Source organism: Janthinobacterium sp. (genome assembly GCF_009923995.1).
Taxonomy (GTDB): Bacteria; Pseudomonadota; Gammaproteobacteria; order Burkholderiales; family Burkholderiaceae_D; genus Janthinobacterium.
Genome location: NZ_RFSK01000008.1, coordinates 123,094 through 144,227, shown reverse-complemented (window position 1 = coordinate 144,227; position 21,134 = coordinate 123,094). Strand labels below are relative to the sequence as shown.

At 66.2% G+C, this 21,134-nt stretch carries 22 protein-coding genes and 1 tRNA gene; 13 read left to right on the top strand and 10 right to left on the bottom strand.

Going from position 1 to position 21,134, the window contains the following annotated elements; translation table 11 throughout:
* Positions 1-196: 196 nt before the first annotated feature.
* The 9 genes from EBS11_RS06655 (at position 197) to EBS11_RS06615 (ending at position 7,243) form a co-directional block, all read left to right on the top strand.
* Positions 197-1,444 carry an aspartate kinase gene (locus EBS11_RS06655; protein WP_034784049.1) on the top strand — a complete coding sequence of 416 codons (1,248 nt, stop codon included), beginning with the start codon at positions 197-199 and terminating at the stop codon, positions 1,442-1,444.
* A gap of 110 nt (positions 1,445-1,554) precedes the next feature.
* Positions 1,555-1,647 (top strand) — tRNA-Ser (locus tag EBS11_RS06650).
* A 305-nt stretch (positions 1,648-1,952) separates the two neighbouring features.
* Positions 1,953-2,615 (top strand): hypothetical protein, encoded by a 663-nt coding sequence (locus EBS11_RS06645; RefSeq protein WP_290601454.1) that lies wholly within the window; start codon positions 1,953-1,955, stop codon positions 2,613-2,615.
* Positions 2,616-2,697: 82 nt separating this feature from the next.
* Positions 2,698-3,429 (top strand): DUF2325 domain-containing protein, encoded by a 732-nt coding sequence (locus EBS11_RS06640; protein ID WP_290601453.1) that lies wholly within the window; start codon positions 2,698-2,700, stop codon positions 3,427-3,429.
* Between the two features lie 71 nt (positions 3,430-3,500).
* The gene (locus EBS11_RS06635; protein ID WP_290601451.1) at positions 3,501-4,328 is read left to right on the top strand and encodes a TlpA disulfide reductase family protein; all 828 of its coding nucleotides are present in this window, start codon (positions 3,501-3,503) and stop codon (positions 4,326-4,328) included.
* A gap of 119 nt (positions 4,329-4,447) precedes the next feature.
* Positions 4,448-4,723 carry a metal/formaldehyde-sensitive transcriptional repressor gene (locus EBS11_RS06630; RefSeq protein ID WP_290601450.1) on the top strand — a complete coding sequence of 92 codons (276 nt, stop codon included), beginning with the start codon at positions 4,448-4,450 and terminating at the stop codon, positions 4,721-4,723.
* A 10-nt stretch (positions 4,724-4,733) separates the two neighbouring features.
* Positions 4,734-5,717: a CDF family Co(II)/Ni(II) efflux transporter DmeF gene (dmeF, locus tag EBS11_RS06625; RefSeq protein ID WP_290601449.1), complete on the top strand. Its 984-nt coding sequence runs from the start codon at positions 4,734-4,736 to the stop codon at positions 5,715-5,717.
* A 92-nt stretch (positions 5,718-5,809) separates the two neighbouring features.
* Positions 5,810-6,151, top strand: a complete 342-nt coding sequence (locus EBS11_RS06620) for a zinc ribbon domain-containing protein YjdM (protein ID WP_290601448.1) — start codon at positions 5,810-5,812, stop codon at positions 6,149-6,151.
* A gap of 66 nt (positions 6,152-6,217) precedes the next feature.
* Positions 6,218-7,243, top strand: coding sequence for an RNA methyltransferase (locus EBS11_RS06615; protein ID WP_290601447.1), 1,026 nt, complete (start codon positions 6,218-6,220; stop codon positions 7,241-7,243).
* A 92-nt stretch (positions 7,244-7,335) separates the two neighbouring features.
* Here the strand turns inward: EBS11_RS06615 and EBS11_RS06610 are convergent, their stop codons facing one another.
* Positions 7,336-7,740, bottom strand: coding sequence for a hypothetical protein (locus EBS11_RS06610; RefSeq protein ID WP_290601445.1), 405 nt, complete (start codon positions 7,738-7,740; stop codon positions 7,336-7,338).
* Between the two features lie 86 nt (positions 7,741-7,826).
* Positions 7,827-8,054: a hypothetical protein gene (locus EBS11_RS06605; protein ID WP_077402374.1), complete on the bottom strand. Its 228-nt coding sequence runs from the start codon at positions 8,052-8,054 to the stop codon at positions 7,827-7,829.
* 126 nt (positions 8,055-8,180) lie between these two features.
* Between EBS11_RS06605 and EBS11_RS06600 the strand changes: the two genes are divergently transcribed.
* Positions 8,181-8,858, top strand: coding sequence for a phosphoribosylanthranilate isomerase (locus tag EBS11_RS06600; protein WP_290601443.1), 678 nt, complete (start codon positions 8,181-8,183; stop codon positions 8,856-8,858).
* Here EBS11_RS06600 and EBS11_RS06595 read toward each other — a convergent pair.
* The 7 genes from EBS11_RS06595 to EBS11_RS06565 all read right to left on the bottom strand — a co-directional run bounded on the left by EBS11_RS06595 (position 8,855) and on the right by EBS11_RS06565 (position 17,991).
* On the bottom strand, positions 8,855-9,760 hold the full coding sequence (locus tag EBS11_RS06595; RefSeq protein WP_290601442.1) for a LysR family transcriptional regulator: 906 nt from the start codon (positions 9,758-9,760) through the stop codon (positions 8,855-8,857). The genes EBS11_RS06600 and EBS11_RS06595 overlap by 4 nt on opposite strands.
* Positions 9,761-10,041: 281 nt before the next feature.
* Positions 10,042-10,596: a 4'-phosphopantetheinyl transferase superfamily protein gene (locus EBS11_RS06590; protein ID WP_290601441.1), complete on the bottom strand. Its 555-nt coding sequence runs from the start codon at positions 10,594-10,596 to the stop codon at positions 10,042-10,044.
* Positions 10,597-10,605: 9 nt separating this feature from the next.
* The gene (locus EBS11_RS06585; protein ID WP_290601440.1) at positions 10,606-14,664 is read right to left on the bottom strand and encodes a Pls/PosA family non-ribosomal peptide synthetase; all 4,059 of its coding nucleotides are present in this window, start codon (positions 14,662-14,664) and stop codon (positions 10,606-10,608) included.
* A 91-nt stretch (positions 14,665-14,755) separates the two neighbouring features.
* On the bottom strand, positions 14,756-15,520 hold the full coding sequence (locus tag EBS11_RS06580; protein ID WP_290601439.1) for an anaerobic ribonucleoside-triphosphate reductase activating protein: 765 nt from the start codon (positions 15,518-15,520) through the stop codon (positions 14,756-14,758).
* Positions 15,510-15,710, bottom strand: coding sequence for an anaerobic ribonucleoside-triphosphate reductase (gene nrdD, locus EBS11_RS06575; RefSeq protein ID WP_290601438.1), 201 nt, complete (start codon positions 15,708-15,710; stop codon positions 15,510-15,512). Before nrdD ends, EBS11_RS06580 begins: the two co-directional genes overlap by 11 nt.
* Positions 15,707-17,455, bottom strand: coding sequence for a ribonucleoside triphosphate reductase (locus EBS11_RS06570; RefSeq protein ID WP_290601437.1), 1,749 nt, complete (start codon positions 17,453-17,455; stop codon positions 15,707-15,709). Before EBS11_RS06570 ends, nrdD begins: the two co-directional genes overlap by 4 nt.
* A 119-nt stretch (positions 17,456-17,574) precedes the next feature.
* Positions 17,575-17,991 (bottom strand): hypothetical protein, encoded by a 417-nt coding sequence (locus EBS11_RS06565; RefSeq protein ID WP_290601436.1) that lies wholly within the window; start codon positions 17,989-17,991, stop codon positions 17,575-17,577.
* A gap of 161 nt (positions 17,992-18,152) precedes the next feature.
* Here EBS11_RS06565 and EBS11_RS06560 point away from each other — a divergent pair, with 161 nt between their 5' ends.
* Genes EBS11_RS06560 through EBS11_RS06550 form a run of 3 tightly spaced genes read left to right on the top strand, consistent with a single transcriptional unit; the run spans position 18,153 to position 20,659 of the window.
* The gene (locus EBS11_RS06560; RefSeq protein WP_290601477.1) at positions 18,153-19,187 is read left to right on the top strand and encodes a peptidase U32 family protein; all 1,035 of its coding nucleotides are present in this window, start codon (positions 18,153-18,155) and stop codon (positions 19,185-19,187) included.
* Positions 19,188-19,196: 9 nt separating this feature from the next.
* Positions 19,197-20,093 (top strand): U32 family peptidase, encoded by an 897-nt coding sequence (locus EBS11_RS06555; protein WP_290601435.1) that lies wholly within the window; start codon positions 19,197-19,199, stop codon positions 20,091-20,093.
* Between the two features lie 20 nt (positions 20,094-20,113).
* Positions 20,114-20,659 (top strand): SCP2 sterol-binding domain-containing protein, encoded by a 546-nt coding sequence (locus EBS11_RS06550; protein WP_290601434.1) that lies wholly within the window; start codon positions 20,114-20,116, stop codon positions 20,657-20,659.
* Between the two features lie 25 nt (positions 20,660-20,684).
* Here EBS11_RS06550 and EBS11_RS06545 read toward each other — a convergent pair whose 3' ends face one another.
* The gene (locus EBS11_RS06545) at positions 20,685-20,948 is read right to left on the bottom strand and encodes a heavy-metal-associated domain-containing protein (RefSeq protein ID WP_290601432.1); all 264 of its coding nucleotides are present in this window, start codon (positions 20,946-20,948) and stop codon (positions 20,685-20,687) included.
* Positions 20,949-21,134: the final 186 nt, after the last annotated feature.

Sequence of the window (21,134 nt, the reverse complement as noted above, 5' to 3'; positions counted from 1 at the left end):
GCGCAGGAGCCGCTGCCACGGCCACTTGCAAGGTGGCCGGCGGACGGCTGTACAAGCCAGCTGGACTGCATGAATTGGTTATTTCCATATGTGTAATTGGTATGAGCTAATGCGCTTTTTAGCTTGTTATTTTGCATTGCGGCATGTAGAGTAAAGCCCTCCTTTTTTATTCTTCTTGAGCGGAAACTTCACTCTTATGGCTTTAATCGTCCACAAATATGGCGGTACGTCGATGGGCTCGACTGACCGTATCAAGAATGTCGCCAAGCGCGTTGCCAAGTGGCACGACGCTGGGCATCAAATCGTGGTGGTGCCATCCGCCATGTCGGGCGAAACGAACCGCCTGATTGGACTGGCCAAGGAAATCATGGATCAACCCGATCCCCGTGAACTTGACATGATCGCCTCGACAGGCGAACAGGTGTCCGTCGGCCTATTGTCGATGGCACTGCTGGCGATCGGCAAACAAGCCGTATCCTATGCTGGCTGGCAAGTCGCGATCAAGACCGATTCCGCCTTTACCAAGGCACGCATCCAGTCGATCGATGACGAAAAAGTCAAACGCGACCTCGATGCGGGCAAGATTGTCATCATTACCGGTTTCCAGGGCGTCGACGAACACGACAACATCGCGACCCTGGGCCGCGGCGGTTCCGACACGTCGGCCGTGGCCATCGCCGCCGCCATGAAGGCGGCCGAGTGCCTGATCTTCACGGACGTCGACGGCGTCTACACGACCGACCCGCGCGTGGTCTCCGAGGCGCGCCGCCTGAAGACCATCACCTTTGAAGAAATGCTGGAACTGGCTTCGCTGGGCTCCAAAGTGCTGCAGACGCGTTCGGTGGAATTCGCCGGCAACTACCGCGTGCCCACGCGCGTGCTGTCGTCGCTGACCGACCCGATGTTGCCGCTGGAAATAGAAGCCAATTCAGGCACCCTGATTTCGTTTGAGGAAGATACAAACATGGAACAAGCAGTCATCTCCGGCATCGCCTTCAACCGCGATGAAGCCAAAATCACCGTGCTCGGCGTGCCCGACCGTCCAGGCGTGGCCTACCACATCCTGGGACCGGTGGCGGACGCGAACATCGAAGTCGACATGATCATACAGAATCAGTCGGTCGACGGTAAAACGGACTTCACCTTCACCGTCTCGCGCGGCGAATATGCGCGCGCCCTGGCCGTGCTGGAAGCGAACCGCGAATCGCTGGGCGCGGCCAGCATCACGGGCGACGCGAAAGTGTCGAAATTGTCCGTCGTCGGCGTGGGCATGCGTAGCCACGTGGGCGTCGCTTCGCAGATGTTCCGCACCCTGTCGGAAGAGGGCATCAACATCATGATGATCTCCACGTCCGAGATCAAGATTTCCGTGCTGATCGATGAAAAGTACATGGAACTGGCCGTGCGCGCGCTGCATAAAGCGTTCGAGCTGGAAAAAGCTTAAAAATGTAAAAATATTGCCCCACGCCCTTGACCAAAGGGGGGGCAATCGATATTATGACGTTCGTCGCTGCAGCGCAGTTAGCTACAGAGACATAGTTGAGTAATCAGCTAGGAGACGTGGCCGAGTGGCCGAAGGCACATCCCTGCTAAGGATGCATACGGCTTATACCTGTATCGTGGGTTCGAATCCCACCGTCTCCGCCAGAATCAAATAAAAAAGCCTCCCCTGCGGGAGGCTTTTTTATTTGTCTGGACGGAACGGTGGGATTCGAAGGGCTGGGCCGTGCCGGCCCGGCCCTCTCCGAATCGCCCAACCACCGCGCTGCGCGCGGCCGTTGGCCGCGCAGCGGCCAACGCCGTCCCCTCATCTCAGGCCGTAGCAGCCAGCGCAAACGCAAACGCAAACGCAAACGCAAACACAAACGCAGCCCACCCCTCCAGCCACCCGTGCGCCGCCCCCCTTACGATACAGTGCGGTCTTCGCCCCTTCCGTCGCAAACGCAAGCCCCATGACCACAAACAAACACGCCGCGGCAGCCCTGGCCCTGTGCGCCACCCTTGCGCCCGCGGTGGCGACGTCCGCCGCCAGCACGCCGCCGTTCCTGGACGTGCTCGCGTATGAGTATGGCCAGTGCGTGCAGCCGGCGTATCGCCAGGCCGATCTGCAGATCTATGACGGTCCGGGCAGCTACCGGCTCAAGGTGAAGGACGAGGCTTACACGCTCGCCTTGCAGGTACGCATGGGATTTTCCGTGCAGGCCGGTATCGACGGTCCCGTGGGGGCCGTAGTCACGCTGGAGCGTCCGCCGGCGGCGCAATTCCAGGAGCAGGCGTTGTGGCGCGAGCGGAGCTTGCGCGACGTGGCCGACCGCAGCGGCGTCGCGCTGGAAGCGCGGGTGCTTGCAGACGGCGCGCGCCTGCTGATCGTCAACAAGAGTCCGATCGCGGGCGCTGACGTGGGCCAGTCGCTGCTGATCCACCCGCGACGCCAGTTATTTGCCGGCATGGCATGGCCGAACAGGCTGCCGGGCTGCCAGGGACCCGACGGCATGGCGCTGGTACGCAAGGTGCAGGATGACGTCTGGCAACGCATGCAGTCCTGTCCTCCCGCTGCCTGGCGCGAGCGTCGCGCCGCCTATACCCCTACACCGCGCACGCGCATAGATAAATAATAATGATTCTCATTTATAATGCAATGCAACGGGATGAAGAGGGGCGGGCGCCTGTGCGCCGCGCGCAGTGGAGGAGGGCAGAATGGGCAATTCGTACGACATCGACGACAACATCGCGCACGAGCACCGCGTGCTGCTGCGTGAATACGGCCGCGCGCAGGCGCGCTGCAGCACGATGCAGGCCGAGCAGGTGGCACAGGCCGACCGCATCGCGCAGCTGGAAGCGCAGCTGATGCGGGCGCGGGCGCAGGTGCTCATCCGCGACACGAAGCTGGCGCTGGCGCGCGAAGAGCTGGCCGAGCTGGCCGCCGCGGCGCCTGGCTTGCCCACGCGGGCGCGGCTGGCGCGCAAGGTCGAATGGCTCAGCGAGCGGGTGCAGGACCTGATGCGTGAATTGCTGCGCCTGCAGTGGGTGCCATCGCCCTCCGTCACGCCCGTGTCTGCACTGCAGCCCGCACTGCAGCCCGACCTGCTGGCCGGCGTGCGCGAGAAAGCCGTGCTGTACGTGGGGCAGTATGTCGACCGGGCCGTCAGCGACGATGCGCAAGGGGCCAAGGTGGCGCAGCAAGCCATCGAGCAGGCCGGCGGGCGCTTCCTGCACCATGCGGGCGGCGATGACGGCGCCGACGACGTGGCGGCCCTGGAAGCGAGCCTGGTGGCCGCCGACCTGGTGATCTGCCAGACGGGCTGCGTCAGCCACGACGCCTACTGGCGCGTGCACGACCACTGCAAGCGCACGGGCAAGCAGTGCGTGCTGGTGGACCAGCCGCAAGCCATGCATTTCGTGCGCAAGGAAGCGCTGTCCGCGTTTTAGCGTCCGTTTTAACGCCCCTTTAATTCGCATCGGGCACAATGGCCGTCCATTCGACGTCATTGAAAGAGTCCATGCTGTCCGTGCAAATTGGCCCCCTGGCCTTGCCTGCGGGCCTGGTCCTGCTGTTCCTCGCCCTGTGCGCCGCCTACGGCGTGGCGTGGTGGCTGCGGCGCTACCGCCAGTTGCCCGACGCCGGCCCCCTCGTTTCCGACATGCTGATCGCCGGGCTGCTGGCGGCGCGGCTGGCCTTCGTCCTGCGCTGGCATGAGCAGTATCTGTCGGCGCCCTGGTCCATCCTCAATATCCGCGACGGCGGCTTCATGGCGCCGGCCGGCATCGCCGGCGCGCTGGCCATCGCCGCCTGGCGCTGCCGGCGTCCCGCCATGGCGGCCATGCGCCGTCCGCTGGCGGCCAGCGCGGCGGCAGGCGCGCTGGCCTGGGGCGTGTTGAGCGCGGGCCTGGGCCTGGCGTACGACAAGCCGACGGCCTTGCCGGCCGTGGCGCTGCAGACGCTGGATGGCGCGTCCACCCGCCTGGCGGCGCTGGCCGGCGGCAAGCCCATCGTGGTCAACCTGTGGGCCAGCTGGTGCCCGCCATGCCGACGCGAAATGCCCGTGCTGGCCGCCGCGCAGCAGGCGCGTGCGGATGTCGTTGTCGTGTATGCGAACCAGCGCGAGGATGCGGCCGCCATCGACGCCTCCCTCGCGCCGTCCGGCCTGGCCCTGCGCAACGTGGTGCTCGACGGCGAGGCCGCGCTGGGCAAGGCGGCCGGCTCCTCGGCCCTGCCCACGACCCTGTTCTATGACGCGCAAGGGCGCCTGGTCGACACGCATCTGGGCGAGCTGTCCGATGCCTCGCTGGCCAGCAAGCTGCAGAAGATCGCGCCGCCCGCGCCATAGCGCCCATGCCTGCTTGCCCGGCCGCCCATCCGCGAGGATGCGCGGCTTTTTTTGCGTCCTGGCGCAGGCTGCGCGCTTTCTGATAGTATACCCCCCTATAGTATTTATCGGAGCGGGACATGGGACACACGGCGCACAACAAGACCAAGCTGCTGAATCGGATCAAGCGCATCAAGGGGCAGGTGGAAGGCCTGGAGCGGGGACTGGAGGAAGGGCGCGACTGCGGCGAGGTGCTGCAGCTGATCGCCGCCGTGCGCGGCGCCGTCAACGGGCTGATGGCGGAAGTCATCGAGGAGCACTTGCGCGAACACGTGGCCAGCCCCGACATCGCCAATGAAGAACGGGCCAGGGGCGCCGACGAGATCGCCGGCATCCTGCGCACCTATCTCAAATAAGGAGAACACCATGCACACGCAACCCCTCGGCGAAGACCTCTCCGCCTGGCAGCACGAGCACGTTTTTGGCAGCAGCAATGGCCGTGCCGAGAGCCGCGCGCGCCTCGTCATGTGGATCACCCTGGCCACCATGGCGCTGGAGATCACCGCCGGCTGGTGGTACAACTCCATGGCCCTGCTGGCCGATGGCTGGCATATGAGTTCGCACGCGCTGGCCATCGGGCTGGCCGCCTTTGCCTATGCAGCCGCGCGCCGCTATGCGCGCGACCCGCGCTTCGCTTTCGGCACGTGGAAGATCGAGGTGCTGGCCGGCTACACCAGCGCCATCCTGCTGCTGGGCGTGGCCGTGCTGATGGTGGGGGCCTCCGTCGAGCGCCTGTTTTCGCCGCAGGCGATCCACTATCCGCAGGCGATGGCGGTGGCCGGCTTCGGCTTGGCTGTCAACCTCGTGTGCGCGCTGATCCTGGGCGGCCACCATGACCACGGCCATGAGCACGGCCACGACCACCACGGCCACGACCACCACGGCCACGATCATCACGGCCACCACGGCCACGGCGAAGACCTGAACATGAAGGCCGCGTACGTGCACGTGCTGGCCGATGCCGCCACGTCCGTGCTGGCCATCGTCGCGCTGGCGGGCGCCTGGCTGTATGGCTGGCGCTGGCTCGATCCCGTGATGGGCATCGTCGGCGCCGTGCTGGTGGCCCTGTGGGCGAAAAAACTGATGCTCGACACAGGCAAGGTCTTGCTGGACCGCGAGATGGATCACCCCGTGGTGGCGGAAATCCGCGAAGCCGTGGAAGTGGACAGCGGCGGCGATACGCCGCGCATCGTCGACCTGCACGTCTGGCGGGTCGGCAAGCAGCTGTACTCGTGTGCGCTGTCGGTGGTCAGCCGCGACGCCAGCCTGACGCCCGCCCAGCTGCGCGCGCGCATCGGCATCCACGAGGAGATCGTCCACAGCACCATCGAGATTGTGCGCCGGACTTGATAATGATGGGGAAAAAAGCCCGCTGATGCGGGGCGTAGGCGGTATAATGTCGGCTTTTACAGCACAGCGCTGTTCACCAGACAGAGAGAAGTATGAGCACATTACCACCATGCCCCCAATGCAAGTCCGAATTCACGTACGAAGACGGCAGCCAGCTGATCTGCCCCGAGTGCGCGCATGAGTGGTCGGCCACGGCTGGCGAGGCGGTCGAAGAGGGCGCCCGCGTGTACCGCGATGCGGCCGGCAACATCCTGCAGGATGGCGACACGGTCAGCGTCATCAAGGACTTGAAATTGAAGGGCGGCGGCGGTGTCGTCAAGATGGGCACCAAGGTCAAGAATATCCGCCTGGTCGACAGCGACCACGATATCGACTGCAAGATCGACGGTTTCGGCTCCATGAGCCTGAAAACCGAGTTCGTGAAAAAAGTCTAAGCCGTATATTGCCATCCGCGGCGCGCCTCGCATTTTTGCCGGCGCGCCGTTCTTCATTCGGACGCCATGCAAATCGACCATCTCCGCCAGCGCCTGCGCACCCTGGGCGCCAAGCCCCTGCACGAACAGCGCGTGCTGCGCGACTGGATACAGGCGCAGCCGCACGACCAGGGCCGGCGCCGCGCCGAGGATTTCCTGCCGCTGCCCGTGCGCGAGGCCTTGCCCGCGCTGGACGCCGAATTGCAGGGCATGCTGAAACTGCTCAGCACCCATCCCGCTGCGGACGGTTCGGCGCGCCTGCTGGTGGGACTGCACGATGGCCAGACGGTGGAAAGCGTGCTGCTGCCGCGCGACGGCCTGTGCGTCTCCAGCCAGGTGGGGTGTGCCGTCGGCTGCCAGTTCTGCATGACGGGCCGCGACGGCTTGATCCGGCAAGTCACCAGCGGCGAGATCGTGGCCCAGGTGGTGCTGGCGCGCACCCTGCGTCCCGTGAAAAAAGTCGTCTTCATGGGCATGGGCGAACCCGCGCATAACCTGGCCAATGTGATGGAAGCCATCGAGCTGCTGGGCACCGAGGGCAATATCGGCCACAAGAACCTCGTGTTTTCCACCGTGGGCGACCCGCGCGCCTTCGAGCGCCTGCCGCAAGGGCGGGTCAAGCCGGCGCTGGCGCTGTCCCTGCACACGACGAAGCCGGAGCTGCGCGCGCAGCTGCTGCCGCGCGCGCCCCGGCTCACGCCGCAGGAACTGGTGGACTTCGGCGAGTCGTATGCGCGCCTGACGGGCTACCCGGTGCAGTACCAGTGGACCCTGATGGAGGGCGTCAACGATGGCGCGGACGAGATGGACGGCATCGTGGCGCTATTGAAGGGCAAGTACGCCGTGCTTAACATGATCCCGTATAACACCATAGCCGACTTGCCGTTCCGGCGCCCCAGCTGGGAAAAGGCGCGGGCCATCGCCGCCGCCCTGCACGCACGGGGCGTGCTGACCAAGCTGCGCGATTCGGCCGGACAGGACGTGGAGGGGGGCTGCGGGCAGTTGCGGGCGCGGGAAGCGAAGGGCAAGGTCATTGCCATCCGCGCGGCGTAACGGCACCCAGCCGAGAGCCGGGGTCAGACCCCCGGATACGTTGGCGCTGAGCTTGACGCTCACGGCGTTGAGGGGCTGACCCCAGTCCAGGCTTACGCCCCGCCCAGCAAATCGTTTTCATTCAGGATCGCAAAGGCGATCTCGGGATGCGCGGCCAGGCAGCGGCGCACGGCGGCGGGGATGGCGGCGCGGGTCTTGCGGCACAGGCCGGGCCGCTCCAGCAGGCGGATCTGGAAGCCGCGCACGGTGCGCACTTCGCCGCTGCCGGGCGCGATCTGCAGCTCCACGCCCAGGTTGTCACGCAAGCGCTGCTGCAGCTTCTTCAGCTGCGCATAATCGCCGATGTGCTCGATATGCGCGAGCAAACGCTTTTCTTCCGTCAGGTTCAGGCGCAGGATGGCGATGTCCGCCTGCGGATCGCGCAGCAGCCGCTCGCGCTCGCAGTCGCACAGCTGCGGCGGGCACTCCTTGCGGACTTCAAAATCGACGATGCGCATGCTGGCGTTCCAGTGGCGGCGGCTGAAAAATCAAGTATCGGCCGGTACCTGGCGCCTGTCAATCTGCGCCGCAGCACGATGCCGCATCAGCGCGGGCTGACGATCAGGCGCCAGCGGATCGGCCCCTGCTCGCTGCTGTGCTGGTGGTGGTTTTGCGGCGGCATGACGTGGCCTTCCGTGGAGACGATTTCATGCGCGCAGCCGTCGCAGCGGTAGATGCCCGAATACGGCACGGCTTCGCCCGGCGACGTCAGTTCATCGAAACGCGGATGCATGGAGCGGGCCACGTAGCTGGGGTTCTTGTAGTCGGCCATGGGTTCCTCGGGAAGTGGACAAGGCCCCATTCTGGCACACAATCGCGCGCGGCCTTGACCGCGCGCCTTGGCGTGCGCGCCACCCTGTGTTGTAATGTTGATCATCCCAACGGAGCACGCCAGGCCATGAGAACCCGCATCAAGATCTGCTGCATCGCTTCCATCGACGAAGCGCAGCTGGCCATTGCCGCCGGCGCCGACGCGCTGGGCCTGGTGGCGGCCATGCCGTCCGGTCCCGGCCCGATTCCCGACGCGCGCATCGCGCAGATCGCCGCCTGGACGCCGCCGCCCGTGGCCACCTTCCTGCTCACCGCCGAGACGACGGCGCAGGCCATCGCGCAGCACGTGCGCGCCACGCAGCCATCCACCGTGCAGATCGTCGGCCATGTCGACCCGGGCGAGGTGGCCGAGCTGGCGCGCCTGCTGCCCCACGTGCGGCGCGTGCAGGTGATCCACGTGGAAGGGCCGCAGGCCTTGGACCTGATTCCCGTCTACGCGCCCCACGTGCATGCCTTTTTGCTCGATTCGGGCCGCCCCGGCGCGGCCGTGCCTGAACTGGGCGGCACGGGCCGCACGCACGACTGGAGCATCAGCGCGCGCTTCGTGCGCGCCAGTCCCCGTCCCGTCTTTCTGGCCGGCGGCCTCGATGCCAATAATGTGATGGACGCGCTGCGCCAGGTGCGGCCCTACGGCATCGACCTGTGCTCGCGCGTGCGCACGGACGGCAAGCTCGACGTCATGAAGCTGGCCTTGCTGATGGCGGCCGTGCGCGACGCGGATGCGGCGCTGTATGCGGAAGGCTAAACGGCCGGCAGTGCGGCCATCTCGCGCACGAACGCTTCCGTAAATGCGGCCACCATGCCGCTGGCCGCGCGCGGCGAGATCAGGCCCACGATGGAATGCGATTCCTCGTCGGGCAGGCCGATGAAGCGCACGCCGGGCGGCGCCACCAGGCGCATGCTGTCCGGGACGATGGCGATGCCCATGTTCGCCTCGATCAGGTTCAGCTGCGACGTCTTGCGCGACAGGGCGCGCGCCGCCTTGGGAAAGAAACCCTGCGCCAGGCACAGGCCCGCCACCAAATAGCTCAGGCCGCCCCGGTCCTTGTGCGGTATCGAGACGAAGGCTTCGTCGCGCAGGGCGGCAATCGTCGTGCTGCCCAGCGATGCCAGCGGCGAGGCCGACGACACGGCCACCACCAGCTTTTCCGCAAACAGTTCGCGCACGACGATGTTGGCGTGCTTGCGCAAGGTCGGCAGGCGCACGAGGCCCAGGTCGGCGCGGCCTTCCTCGATGTCGGCCGCCTGGTTTTCCGACGAACCCTTGGAAATGTCGAGCGAGACGCCGGGAAACTGCGCCAGCAGCCGGTTCAGCACGGCACCGATGGCGGGCGTGAGGGTGACGGAACTCGAATGCAGCAGGCGGATGATGCCTTGCGCGCCCTGTCCCACGTGGCGCGTCTGGCGCACGGTTTCCTCGATGTCTTCCAGGATGCGCCTGGCCCGCTCATAGAACACCTGGCCGGCCGGCGTGAGTTCGATATGGCGCGCGTCGCGCGTGAGCAGCAGCGCCTGCACCTCGCCTTCCAGCTCCTTGATCTGCCGGCTCAGGGCCGACTGCGCGATGTACAGTTTTTCCGCCGCGCGCGAGTAGCTGCCCGCATCGACGATCTCGACAAAGTACTTGAACTGTTTGAGAGAAATCAATCGTATGCCTTTTCGAGATCGGTGACTGCCGGATTTGATATTAGCCTGGCCCCGGGGTTCGCGCTACAGTGGGCTGGTCTGCTGTCACTGCAAAGGAAAGACCATGCTGGAATTGATCGGGGTGCTGGGGCTGCTCGTCAGTATTATCGCAAAACTGATTTTCGTCCAGATCGGCGGGGCGGCCGAGGGTAAAGAGGATTGATAGGGCGTCAACCCAACAGCGTAAAGCTGGGGTCAGTTCCTTCGGAATCGGAATACGGTCTATCAGACCGTATTCCCCCTCAGGGTCCGACCCCAGTTGTTTTCCGTGGGGTTGCCAGCATCGCGACAAATCCGTCCTCCAAGGCGATGGGCAGTACATTGCAATTCAGTGGCATGTCATCCCATTCCGCCAGCTGCCTGCCTGCACACTTGAGCGCCGCCTCGCGCGCCGTCCACGCCTGCGCCAGGGCCAGGGGGCGCTGGTCGGCAGGGCAGGCGCCCAGCTCGACGGCCACCTGCGGCCCCAGGTAATCGCGCGCCACCTGCTCCCAATCGGCAATGTCCTGCACGCGCATCACGTCGATGCCGACGGCACCATGCAGGTGGACGGCCGCCAGCGAGATGCCCTCGTCATGGCTGAATGACAAGCCCGTCCCGCGGCCATCGAGCCGCAGGCGGGGAGGGGCGCCCGGCGCCGATTCCACCGAAATCGCCCCGATGTCCATCTTCAGCCACAGCGCCGCCGCTTCCCGCACGGCGGCGCGCAGGCGCAGGCGCGCCTCGGTGCGCGGCAGCACGGCGGCGATGCCGATGACCAGCACGCCGTCGCCCGACAACAGAACCGTATGCTCCATCAGCTGCGATCAGTTGCGCAAGGGCGCAGCCGGGCAGCCCGCCCAGTTGCTTCCGGCGGGGATGTGTTCGCCCTTCATCACCAGGGTCAAGGGACCCAGGCGCGCATTGTCGCCCACCTTGGCGCTGTACAGCACGGAGCTGCGCGGACCCATGTAGACGCGCTGGCCGATGTCCACGTGGTCGATCTTCATCACGCGGTCTTCGAACAAATGGGTTTGCGGGCAGGTCAGGGCATTCAATTCGCTGTAGTCGCCGATGTGCACGCAGTCGAATTCCGTGATGTCCGTCGTGTCCATGTAGACGCCGCGGCCGATCTTGCAGCCCATCAGGCGGAAGGCCAGCGGCAGCCACGGCGTGCCGCGCAGGTAGCGCATGAAGTTGGGCACGGCGATGCCCTCGTACAGGTTGGTGACGCCTTCGGAAACCCAGACGAACGGCGTCCACATGGGCGCCGCATGCTTGCGGTAGCGTCCCAGCAGCAGCCACTTGAACAGCACCACCACGAGGAAATTGCCGATGCCGTAGGCGATGCCGGCAATGGCCAGGTCGCCCACCACTTCGCCCCAGCGCCCGGCGCCCGCGATGGGCATCACGTCCAGCACCAGGGTGTAGCCGACGGCGATCACCACCGCGTGCGGCGCGACGATGCGGAAGGCCTCGATCAGGCTGCGGCCCAGGCGGCGCAGCATGGAGGGCTTGAAGGTCAGGTGTTCGGCAAAGCCACTGACCTGTTCGCGCGCGGGCAGGTGCATGGGCGGAGAGCCCAGCCAGGTGTCGCCGCTGTGCATCTGCTCATTGCGCGGCGCATGCGTGTGCACGCCGATCAGCACGTGCTCGGGCAGCATCGTGCCGTCCGGGATGTAGCTGCCATTGCCGACGAAGCTGCGGTGCGAGACGACGGTGGGGCGCATGGTCATCCAGCCGCCGTCGATCTGCTCGTCGCCCAGCATGACGGCGTCCGCGATGAAGGTGTCGTCGCCCAAGGTCAGCATGTCGGGCACCACGCCCAGGGCCGTGGAAATTTCCGCGCCCTTGCCCACCTTGGCGCCCAGCAGGCGGTACCAGTAGGGGGCGAACACGGTGGCGTAAATGCCGTGCAGGACGTTCAGGCTCGATTCCTGGATGTGGCTGACGAGCCACTTGGCGCAATAGATATTGCTGTGCACGGGCGAGATGCCGGGCTTGAGCCGCGGCAGCGCGCCCCAGCGGATGGCGGCCGACAGCAGGGCCGTGAGCAGGATCAGTACGGCGCTGGCGGGGAAGGCCAGCAGGAAGTAGCGGGCCAACTGGGTCGTCACGTCGCGGCCCTGCAGCCACGGCATCATTTCGCGTTCGTCGAACCAGTCGATCAGCACGAAGCTGGGGAAGACGGGCATGAAGAACAGCACGGCGATCAGGACCATGCCGAAGCAGAAGAACACGGTTTCCCCGGTCAGGCGCAGGCGCGAGACGGCGGGGCGGGGCGGCTGGCTGGCACGGTCGTAGGGACCGATGTCGCGCGCGGGCGAACCCGTGTACACGCGTCCGGCCGGCACCGTGGCGCCATCGGCCAGCGCCGATTGCCCCTCCAGGTGGCCAAACGCGCCCATGCTGGAGTTGCCTTCCAAAATCGCATAGGAACTGATGCAGCAGTCGTCGCCGATGCTGATCTGGCCCAGCAGCAAACGGCCCCGCTCCACCCGCGCGTTTTCAAAGTTGACGGCATTGCCCACGCTGACGTTGTCGCCGATGGCCAGCAGGTCGGGGGCGCGCAGGGTCATCGAGCCGATGACCACTTCCTTGCCCACCTTGGCGCCCAGGGCGCGCAGCCACCAGCTGTTCAGCGAGGAGCCGCTGAGCAGATAGGCAGGCGCCGATTCGACCAGGCGGTCGGCCAGCCACCAGCGGTAATACGTGACGCCCCAGAGCGGGTAGCTGCCCGGCTTCAGGCGCCCGGCGATCAGCCACTTGCCGGCGATCGCGATGGCAAATTCGGCCAGGGTCGCCAGCAGGAAGACGCCGATCGAAGCGGCGATGGCGCGCGGCACCGTGTCGCCCGCGTCGCCCGTGAAGAAGTGATAGGTAAAGAACGGCGCCATCCACTGCGCCATGCGCAGGGTGACGAGGCCCGGCACGGCCGCCGCCTGCGCCGCGCCGCAGATCCAGCGCTTCCAGGTCGATGGCGGCGTCCATTCCGCTTCCGGCGTGGCCAGGGCGGGCGCTTCGCCCAGCACGGCGGCGATCTTGCCGATCTCGCGGTTGTGATAGATGTCGCGCACCGTCATGTGGGCGTAGGCGGGATCGGCGCGCAGGGTGGACGCCAGGCGCGCGGCGAGGAAGGAGTGGCCACCGAGGTCGCTGAAGAAGTCGAGCCGGCGCAAGATCGCCTGGCCCGGGAACAGCTTGGCCAGCGCCGCGAACAGGGCCGCTTCGGCCGGCGTCTCCGGCACGTCCGATTCACCCGCCTCGCCCGGGGGCGGCGCGGACAAGGGCATGGCCTTCAGGGCCTTGCGGTCGATCTTGCCGGATGTCAGGCGGGGCATCAGCGGCAGCAACTCGAAGCGTCCGGGCACCATGTAGGGCGGCAAATGCAGGTTCAGGGCGGCGCGCAGGGTTTTCGCCGCCAGCGCGTCCTCGGGCGCATCGTCACTGCCGACGATGTAGGCCACCAGCTGGTCGATGCCGTCATCCTTGCGCAGCAGGACGGCCACCGTGCCCACGCCTGCCTGCTGCGCCAGCACGGCTTCGATCTCGCCCAGCTCCACGCGGAAGCCGCGGATTTTCACCTGGTCGTCGGCGCGGCCCAGGCACAGCACCTGGCCGTCCGCATCGATGCGCGCCAGGTCGCCCGTGCGGTACAGGCGGGCGTCATCTTCGCTGGTCGCCCACGGATTGGGCAGGAATTTTTCCACCGTCAGGTCGGGCCGGCCCAGGTAGCCCTCGGCCAGGCCGGGGCCGATGATGCACAGCTCGCCCGTTTCGCCCCGTGGCAGCAGGGTCAAGGGACGGTTTTCTCCCGCTTCGGCCACCTGCAGCACCAGCAGGCCATAGTTGGGCAGCGGCGTGCCGATGGTGACGGGCTCGCCGGGGCGCAATCGCGCCAGGCTGCACGAGACAGTCGCCTCGGTGGGGCCGTAGGTGTTGAACATGGCGCGGCCCGGGCGCGACCACCGTTCGACGAGCGACTCCGGGCACATCTCGCCGCCCAGGTTGATCAGGCGCAGGCTCGGTACGTCTTCGGCGAACAGGGCCAGCAGGGTCGGCACGGCGTGCAGCACCGTGACGTGGTTGGCGGCCAGCGCCCGTGGCAGCGCTTCCGGGTCGCCCGAGATTTCCTTCGGCCCCAGCCACAGGGTGGCGCCCACCAGGTAGGCGATCCAGATTTCCTCGAACGACATGTCGAAGGCGACGGAAAAGCCCTGGTAGACGGTATCGGCTTGCGTTACTTCCAGCACGGCGTTTTCGCTGCGCAGGAAGTGGCAGATGCTGCGCTGGGAAATCAATATGCCCTTGGGTTTGCCCGTCGAGCCGGACGTGTAGATCACGTAGGCGGGGTCTTCGGGCTTGACTTTGCCGCGCGCGGGCAGGTGTTCGCCCGGCGCGGCGGGCGCCAGCAGGCTTTCCGCCGTCCATACGGGGCGGCCCACGCCGGCCTCCGCCAGGCGCGGCGCGAACTGCGCGCAGCTGACGACGCCCGCGCCATTGGCATCGTCCAGGCACACCTGCAGGCGCTCGACGGGCGTGTCCTCGTCGACGGGCAGCCAGGCGGCGCCCGCCTTGGCAATCGCCGCCTGCATCAGCAGCAGGGGGGCGCCGCGCGGCAGCCACAGGCCCACGATGTCGCCGGGCTTGACGCCGGCGGCCACCAGGCGGGCCGCGGCCAGGCTGGCCTGCGCATCGAGTTCGGCGTAGCTGATGCGGCGTTCGCCGTCGATCAGGGCAATTTGCTGGGGGCAGCGGCGGGCCGTCGCTTCGAGCAGGTCGGCCAGCACTTCCTCGCGCAGCAAATCCGGTCGCGGCGGGCCGTACAGGATGTCGGCATGGTGGGGGACGGTGGTGCCTGGGCTGACTGCGGTGAAATCGTTCATGGATGACGCTTATCTGTAATGCTGAATGAGGGAGCAAACGGGCCGCGCGTGGTGCGCGGCACAGTTGATACATTACAGCACGCAAGCCATTTCAGCGTTGCAGAACGGGTAATTTTGCGGGGCTTTCCGAAATTATGTGGCTGCCGGCTTCATTGCCATGATTACGGAATGTAAAACGGGGAAACATGGCGCCGATTTGCGCCAGGGTGCGCTCCGCCGGATAGCCGTGCAGGGGGCGGCCCGCCAGCGCCGCATCCAGGCAGCCGTCGGGCCGGAACTGCTGCAGCACATAGTGCTGGACGCCGCTGGCGGCCAGGGTGGCGGCCAGGGCCAGCAGCTGTGCGTCCGGCAGCAGGTCCGGGTGCACGGTGGTGCGGCATTCATGGGCGACGCCGCTGGCGAGGATGGCGTCCAGGCAGGCGCGCGCCGGGTCGCCGCTGCCCGCCACGCGGGTCACAAGACGATAGTCGGCGAACGGCGCCTTGATGTCGAAACCTACCCAGTCGACGAGGGGCAGCACTTCCTGCAGGCGCTGGGGGTAGATGCAGGCCGTGTGCAGGCCGATGCCGAAACCCAGCGCCCGGGCGTCCAGCATGGCCTGCGCCAGGCCCGGGTCCATGCACGCCTCGCCGCCGCTGAAGACGACGGCGTCGACGAGGCCCACCCTGCGGCGCAGCCAGGCCAGCACGTCGCGCCAGGGCATGGCGCCGTCCCGCGTGCGCGGCTGCAGATGGGGATTGTGGCAATAGCCGCAACGCCAGGGGCAGCCCTGCACGAAGACGACGGCGGCCAGCTTGCCCGGATAGTCGCTGGCGGAAAAGGGCGTCAGGCCGCCCACTTTCAGTTCAGCCGCCATGGCAGGCGGGCTGGCCGACCTTGGCGCTCGCTTCCGTAAAATACTGGCGCTCGTGGAATTCGCCCTGCTTGCCGATGTTGAACGAGGCGACGGGTCGGTGGTAGCCCATCACGCGGGTCCAGATTTCGCAGCGCTGGCGTTCCGTATCGAGCAGGGTGATGGCGGGAGTGAAGTCGGGACGTGCATTCATGGTGTTTCCTCCAATGATGGAACAGGGTGGGCCTGCTTGCGGGCGATCAGCTCCGCGTCGCAGGTGGGGCAGAATTCGTGCTTGCCGGCCAGGTAGCCGTGGCGCGGGCAGATGGAAAAGGTGGGCGTGACGGTGATGTAGGGCAGCGAAAAGCGGCTCAGGGCGCGCTTCACCAGTTCGCGGCAGGCGTTGGCGTCCGACAGCGCTTCCGTCATGTACAGGTGCAGCACGGTGCCGCCCGTGTACTTGCGCTGCAGCGCGTCCTGCAGCTCCAGCGCCTCGAACGGGTCGTCCGTGTGGCCCACGGGCAGCTGCGAGGAATTCGTGTAGTACGGGTTGTCGGGCGTTCCCGCCTGCACGATGGCGGGATAGCGCTTGCGGTCTTCGCGCGCGAAGCGGTAGGTCGTGCCTTCGGCCGGCGTCGCTTCCAGGTTATACATATGGCCCGTCTCTTCCTGGAATTGCAGCATGCGGGTGCGCACGTGGTCGAGCAGGCGCACGGCCAGCGCATGGCCTTCGGGCGTCGTGATGTCATGGGCGTCGCCGCTGAAATTGCGGATCATCTCGTTGATGCCGTTCACGCCCAGGGTGGAAAAGTGGTTGCGCAGGGTGCCCAGGTAGCGCTTCGTGTAGGGAAACAGGCCTTGCTGCATCAGGTCCTCGATGGTGCGGCGCTTGATTTCCAGGCTGGTCTTGCCCAGTTCCAGCAGACGGTCCAGGTCCGCCAGCAGGGCCGGCTCGTCGCCGCGCCACAAATGACCCAGGCGCGCGCAGTTGATCGTCACCACGCCCAGGGAACCCGTCTGCTCGGCGGACCCGAACAGGCCATTGCCCCGTTTCAGCAGTTCGCGCAGGTCCAGCTGCAAACGGCAGCACATCGAGCGGATCATGTTCGGCTTGAGTTCCGAATTGATGAAATTCTGGAAGTAGGGCAGGCCGTAGCGGGCCGTCATCTCGAACAGGCGTTGCGCATTCTCGCTGTGCCAGTCGAAATCCTCGGTGATGTTGTAGGTGGGGATGGGAAAGGTGAACACGCGGCCCCTGGCATCGCCCGCCATCATGATCTCGATGTAGGCGCGGTTGATCATGTCCATCTCCGCCTGCAGCTCGCCATAGCGGAAGTCCATCTCCCGGCCGGCGATGACGGGCACCTGTTCGCGCAGGTCGTCCGGGCAGACCCAGTCGAAGGTGAGGTTGGTGAACGGCGTCTGCGTGCCCCAGCGCGACGGCACGTTGAGGTTGAAGATCAGCTCCTGCATGTACTGGCGCACGTCTTCGTAGCGCAGGCTGTCCTGGCGGATGAACGGCGCCATGTAGGTATCGAAGGAACTGAAGGCCTGCGCGCCGGCCCATTCGTTTTGCAGGGTGCCGAGGAAGTTGACGATCTGGCCGATGGCGCTCGACATGTGTTTCGGCGGGCCTGACTCGATCTTGCCCGGCACGCCGTTCAAGCCTTCGTGCAGCAGGGTGCGCAGCGACCAGCCGGCGCAGTAGCCGGCCAGCATGTCGAGGTCGTGGATGTGCAGGGCCGCTTCGCGGTGGGCCGCGCCCACGTCCGGCGGATAGACCTGGTCCAGCCAGTAGTTGGCGATGACCTTGCCCGATACATTGAGGATCAGGCCGCCCAGCGAATAGCCCTGGTTGGCGTTGGCGTTCACGCGCCAGTCGCGCCGCTCCAGGTATTCATTGATGGATGCGGCGACATCGACCTGGCCGCGCGGGGTGGGAACTGCGTTTGTCGTCATGAAACCTCCAATAAACACAACATGCGGTGTTTTTATTGAGGTTAATCACTAAATGTAGTGACGTCAAAGGGCGCGCACAGCGGCTTGCCGAATCCTTGATGCAGGTGAAAAAAAGCGCCTCAGCGGCTTTTCTTCGCGCCCGCCTGGCGCAGGATCAGCCACGCGGCGCCAAACCAGGCGGCGCCGCAGAGGGCGATGCTGACGACGGAGGCGGGCAGCACGTGCAGCCAGATTTCCAGCGCCGAGTAGGTGCTCCAGCTGGCCACCCGCGCGTCGAAGGTGACGTAATTGGCCAGCAGCCAGTAGACGGCCAGCATGCCCGTGCACAGGCTGGCCTGGCGCAGCGCGGACACCTGGCGGCGCGCGAAGACGGCTTGCAGGAACAGCAGCAGGACGCCGGGCCAGGCGCCCAGCACCTCGGGCGAGAGGATGGAGAGGGACTCGGCATCGTAGCCGTCGGCGGGCGACGCCCACTGTATTTGCAGCACGGTGAGGAACAGGGTCAGCAGGAAGATGAGCAGCGGTTTGCGGGGCATGGCGGTCGGCGGGATCGGATAAGGGGGGACATTTTACAGCGCGGTCAAGCAAGTGGAACACGCGCCCGCCATGCGTGCATTCCTTCACCTGCGTCAAGGACTGCGCGCCCTGCGCGGCGCTATAGTCTGCACCCTGAGCCGACACGGGAGTGAACATCATGATGCTTGAAGCAACCACCGCCACCCGCGTGGCCGGGCCGCTGGAACTGGTCTGTCCCGCCGGCAGCCTGCCCGCCCTGAAGGCGGCAGTCGACAATGGCGCCGACACCGTCTACCTGGGTTTTCGCGACGCCACCAATGCGCGCAATTTCGCCGGCCTCAATTTCGACGAAAAGGCCATCGCCGAGGGCGTGCGCTATGCCCACCAGTACGGGCGCAAGGTGCTGCTGGCGCTGAACACCTATCCGCAGCCGCACAACTGGGCCGTGTGGCGCAGCGCCATCGACCGCGCCGCCGATGCCGGCATCGACGCCATGATCGTCGCCGACCCGGGCCTGATGGCCTACGCGGCGCAGCACCACCCGCAGCTGCGCCTGCACCTGTCCGTGCAGGGCTCGGCGACGAATTACGAGGCCATCAATTTTTATCACGAACACTTCGGCATCGCCCGCGCCGTGCTGCCCCGCGTGCTGTCGATGGCCCAGGTCGAGCAGCTGATCGCCAAGACGGACGTCGAAATCGAGGTGTTCGGCTTCGGCAGCCTGTGCGTGATGGTCGAGGGGCGCTGCGCGCTGTCGTCGTATGCGACGGGCGAGGCACCGAATACGCATGGCGTGTGTTCACCCGCGAAATCCGTGCGCTGGCTGGAAACACCGCAGGGCCTGGAATCGCGCCTGAACGGCGTGCTGATCGACCGCTACGCGCCCGGCGAGAACGCCAGCTATCCCACCCTGTGCAAGGGGCGCTTCGAAGTCAACGACGAAGAATATTACGCCATCGAGGAACCGGCCAGCCTGAACACGCTGGCGCTGCTGCCGCAGCTGATCGCCATGGGCGTGCGCGCCGTCAAGATCGAAGGCCGCCAGCGCAGTCCCGCGTATGTCGCGCAGGTGACGCGCGTGTGGCGCGAAGCGATCGACGCCTGCCGCGAAGGCAATGCGCGCTACGCCGTCAAGCCGGGCTGGATGGCGGCCATGGACAAGCTGGCCGAAGGGCAGCAGCACACCCTCGGTGCGTACCACAGATCTTGGAAATAAAGGATGAACATGCTGAAGCTTTCACTGGGCCCCTTGCTGTACTACTGGCCGCGCGCCACCGTCTTCGAGTTTTACCAGCAGATGGCCGCCACCGCCGTCGATATCGTGTATCTCGGTGAAACCGTCTGCTCGCGCCGGCACGAGCTGCGCTTGGCCGACTGGCTCGATATCGCCGACATGCTGGCCGCTGCCGGCAAGGAGGTGGTGCTGTCGACGCAGGCGCTGATCGAGGCGGGCGCCGAGCTGGCGACCCTGCGCCGCATCACGGGCAATGGCCGCTACGGCGTCGAAGCGAACGACATGGGCGCCGTGCACTGCATGGAAAAGGGCGCGCCCTTCGTCGCCGGTCCCCACCTGAACCTGTTCAATGGCCCCAGCCTGCAATTGCTGGCGCGCCTGGGCGCGCGGCGCTGGGTGATGCCGCTGGAAATGGGGCAGGCGGCGCTGGCGGAAATGCAGCGCCAGAAGCCGGACGGCCTGGAGACGGAAGTGTTCGCCTATGGCCGCATGCCGCTGGCCTTTTCCGCGCGCTGCTTCACGGCGCGCAACCGCAACCTGCCGAAGGACGATTGCGGCTACAGCTGCCTGGAAGAGCCGGATGGCCTGCTGCTGCGCACGCGCGACGAAGTGCCGTTCCTGGTCCTGAATGGCACGCAGACGCAGTCGGCACTCGTCTATAACCTCGTGCGCGAACTGGACGCCATGCGCGACATGGGCGTGGGCGTGGCGCGCATCAGCCCGCAGGCCATGCATACGGAAAAAGTCATCGCCATCTTTGACCGCGCCCGGCGCGGCCAGGTCAGCGGCATCGGCGCCCAGGCGCAGCTGGCAGCCTGCCAGCCGGCCGGCGCCTGCGACGGCTACTGGCATGGCCAGCCCGGCATGGAACAGCGCACCGCCCATTGATCGCCTCGAAAGGAACTACCATGCAAGAGCAACTGGAAAGACTGCCCATTCCCGCCCCGGCGCCCGTTGCCGCCGCGCCCGGCCTGTGCAAGGGGGGACCGTCGTACCGCCTGCCCGAACCGCTGGCCGAGCTGCTGTCCAAGCTGCCGCCGTATCCCGCTTCCTGGCTGTTCGTGCAGGGCTTGAACCGCCTGCTGGCGCCGCAATTGCCCGACGACGTGCGGCGCAGCCTGGAAGGGCGCAGCCTGCGCCTGCGCCTGCTGGACGCGGGCATCGCCTTCGATTTCGAGTGGCAGGGCACGGTCTTCGTGGCCGAGCGCTATGTGGACGTGCCGGAGCTGTGCATCGCCGCCAGCGTGCACGACCTGATGCTGCTGGCGCGGCGCCAGGAAGACCCGGACACGCTGTTCTTCAGCCGCCGCCTGAGCCTGGAAGGCGATACGGAGCTGGGCCTGCTGTTCAAGAATACGCTCGACGCCATCGAGCTGCCGCCGTTCGACCTGCATGCGCTGGGGCCACGCCGCGTGCTGGCCCATTTGCGCGACCGGGGTGCGCGGGGAGGGTGAGCGGCAGGCGCGCGGCAGGCGGGGTTCAGTGGCGGCAGTGGCCGCAGGCGCCGCTGCACGAGGCCAGCTGTTCTTCCTCCGTCGCCTCGCCCATGAAACCGGCGTCGTTGACGGCCGCCAGCAGGCGTTCCTGCGTGGCCAGCCGTTCGTCGAACTGCACCGTGGCGCCGTGACGGGCCAGCGAGACGCACACGGTGGCCACGCCGGCGACCGCTTCGAGTGCGCCCGTCAGCCGGTCGGCGCAGCCCTCGTGGTCCATGCCGATGATGTTCAAGCGTGCTGTTTGCATGTGTTCCTCTTGTTTTTCAAATAAAAAAACAGCGTAGGCGAGGGGCGCGCATGCCGTCCAGCGCCGCACGCAAGATTTATTTTCTATTTGCGCTTTTATTGATCTGGATTAATTCTTCCCTGTCCCGTGTTCCCGTGTATTGCTGTTGTTTTGTACACAGTTTCCATATTCCAGTCGACAAGCCAT

Excerpts from the sequence above, each read along its gene's own strand:
- EBS11_RS06655 (WP_034784049.1), top strand. The coding sequence starts at position 197 with ATGGCTTTAATCGTCCACAAATATGGCGGTACGTCGATGGGCTCGACT.
- EBS11_RS06645 (WP_290601454.1), top strand. The coding sequence starts at position 1,953 with ATGACCACAAACAAACACGCCGCGGCAGCCCTGGCCCTGTGCGCCACC.
- EBS11_RS06640 (WP_290601453.1), top strand. The coding sequence starts at position 2,698 with ATGGGCAATTCGTACGACATCGACGACAACATCGCGCACGAGCACCGC.
- EBS11_RS06635 (WP_290601451.1), top strand. The coding sequence starts at position 3,501 with ATGCTGTCCGTGCAAATTGGCCCCCTGGCCTTGCCTGCGGGCCTGGTC.
- EBS11_RS06630 (WP_290601450.1), top strand. The coding sequence starts at position 4,448 with ATGGGACACACGGCGCACAACAAGACCAAGCTGCTGAATCGGATCAAG.
- dmeF (WP_290601449.1), top strand. The coding sequence starts at position 4,734 with ATGCACACGCAACCCCTCGGCGAAGACCTCTCCGCCTGGCAGCACGAG.
- EBS11_RS06620 (WP_290601448.1), top strand. The coding sequence starts at position 5,810 with ATGAGCACATTACCACCATGCCCCCAATGCAAGTCCGAATTCACGTAC.
- EBS11_RS06615 (WP_290601447.1), top strand. The coding sequence starts at position 6,218 with ATGCAAATCGACCATCTCCGCCAGCGCCTGCGCACCCTGGGCGCCAAG.
- EBS11_RS06610 (WP_290601445.1), bottom strand. The coding sequence starts at position 7,740 with ATGCGCATCGTCGATTTTGAAGTCCGCAAGGAGTGCCCGCCGCAGCTG.
- EBS11_RS06605 (WP_077402374.1), bottom strand. The coding sequence starts at position 8,054 with ATGGCCGACTACAAGAACCCCAGCTACGTGGCCCGCTCCATGCATCCG.
- EBS11_RS06600 (WP_290601443.1), top strand. The coding sequence starts at position 8,181 with ATGAGAACCCGCATCAAGATCTGCTGCATCGCTTCCATCGACGAAGCG.
- EBS11_RS06590 (WP_290601441.1), bottom strand. The coding sequence starts at position 10,596 with ATGGAGCATACGGTTCTGTTGTCGGGCGACGGCGTGCTGGTCATCGGC.
- EBS11_RS06585 (WP_290601440.1), bottom strand. The coding sequence starts at position 14,664 with ATGAACGATTTCACCGCAGTCAGCCCAGGCACCACCGTCCCCCACCAT.
- EBS11_RS06580 (WP_290601439.1), bottom strand. The coding sequence starts at position 15,520 with ATGGCGGCTGAACTGAAAGTGGGCGGCCTGACGCCCTTTTCCGCCAGC.
- nrdD (WP_290601438.1), bottom strand. The coding sequence starts at position 15,710 with ATGAATGCACGTCCCGACTTCACTCCCGCCATCACCCTGCTCGATACG.
- EBS11_RS06570 (WP_290601437.1), bottom strand. The coding sequence starts at position 17,455 with ATGACGACAAACGCAGTTCCCACCCCGCGCGGCCAGGTCGATGTCGCC.
- EBS11_RS06565 (WP_290601436.1), bottom strand. The coding sequence starts at position 17,991 with ATGCCCCGCAAACCGCTGCTCATCTTCCTGCTGACCCTGTTCCTCACC.
- EBS11_RS06560 (WP_290601477.1), top strand. The coding sequence starts at position 18,153 with ATGCTTGAAGCAACCACCGCCACCCGCGTGGCCGGGCCGCTGGAACTG.
- EBS11_RS06555 (WP_290601435.1), top strand. The coding sequence starts at position 19,197 with ATGCTGAAGCTTTCACTGGGCCCCTTGCTGTACTACTGGCCGCGCGCC.
- EBS11_RS06550 (WP_290601434.1), top strand. The coding sequence starts at position 20,114 with ATGCAAGAGCAACTGGAAAGACTGCCCATTCCCGCCCCGGCGCCCGTT.
- EBS11_RS06545 (WP_290601432.1), bottom strand. The coding sequence starts at position 20,948 with ATGCAAACAGCACGCTTGAACATCATCGGCATGGACCACGAGGGCTGC.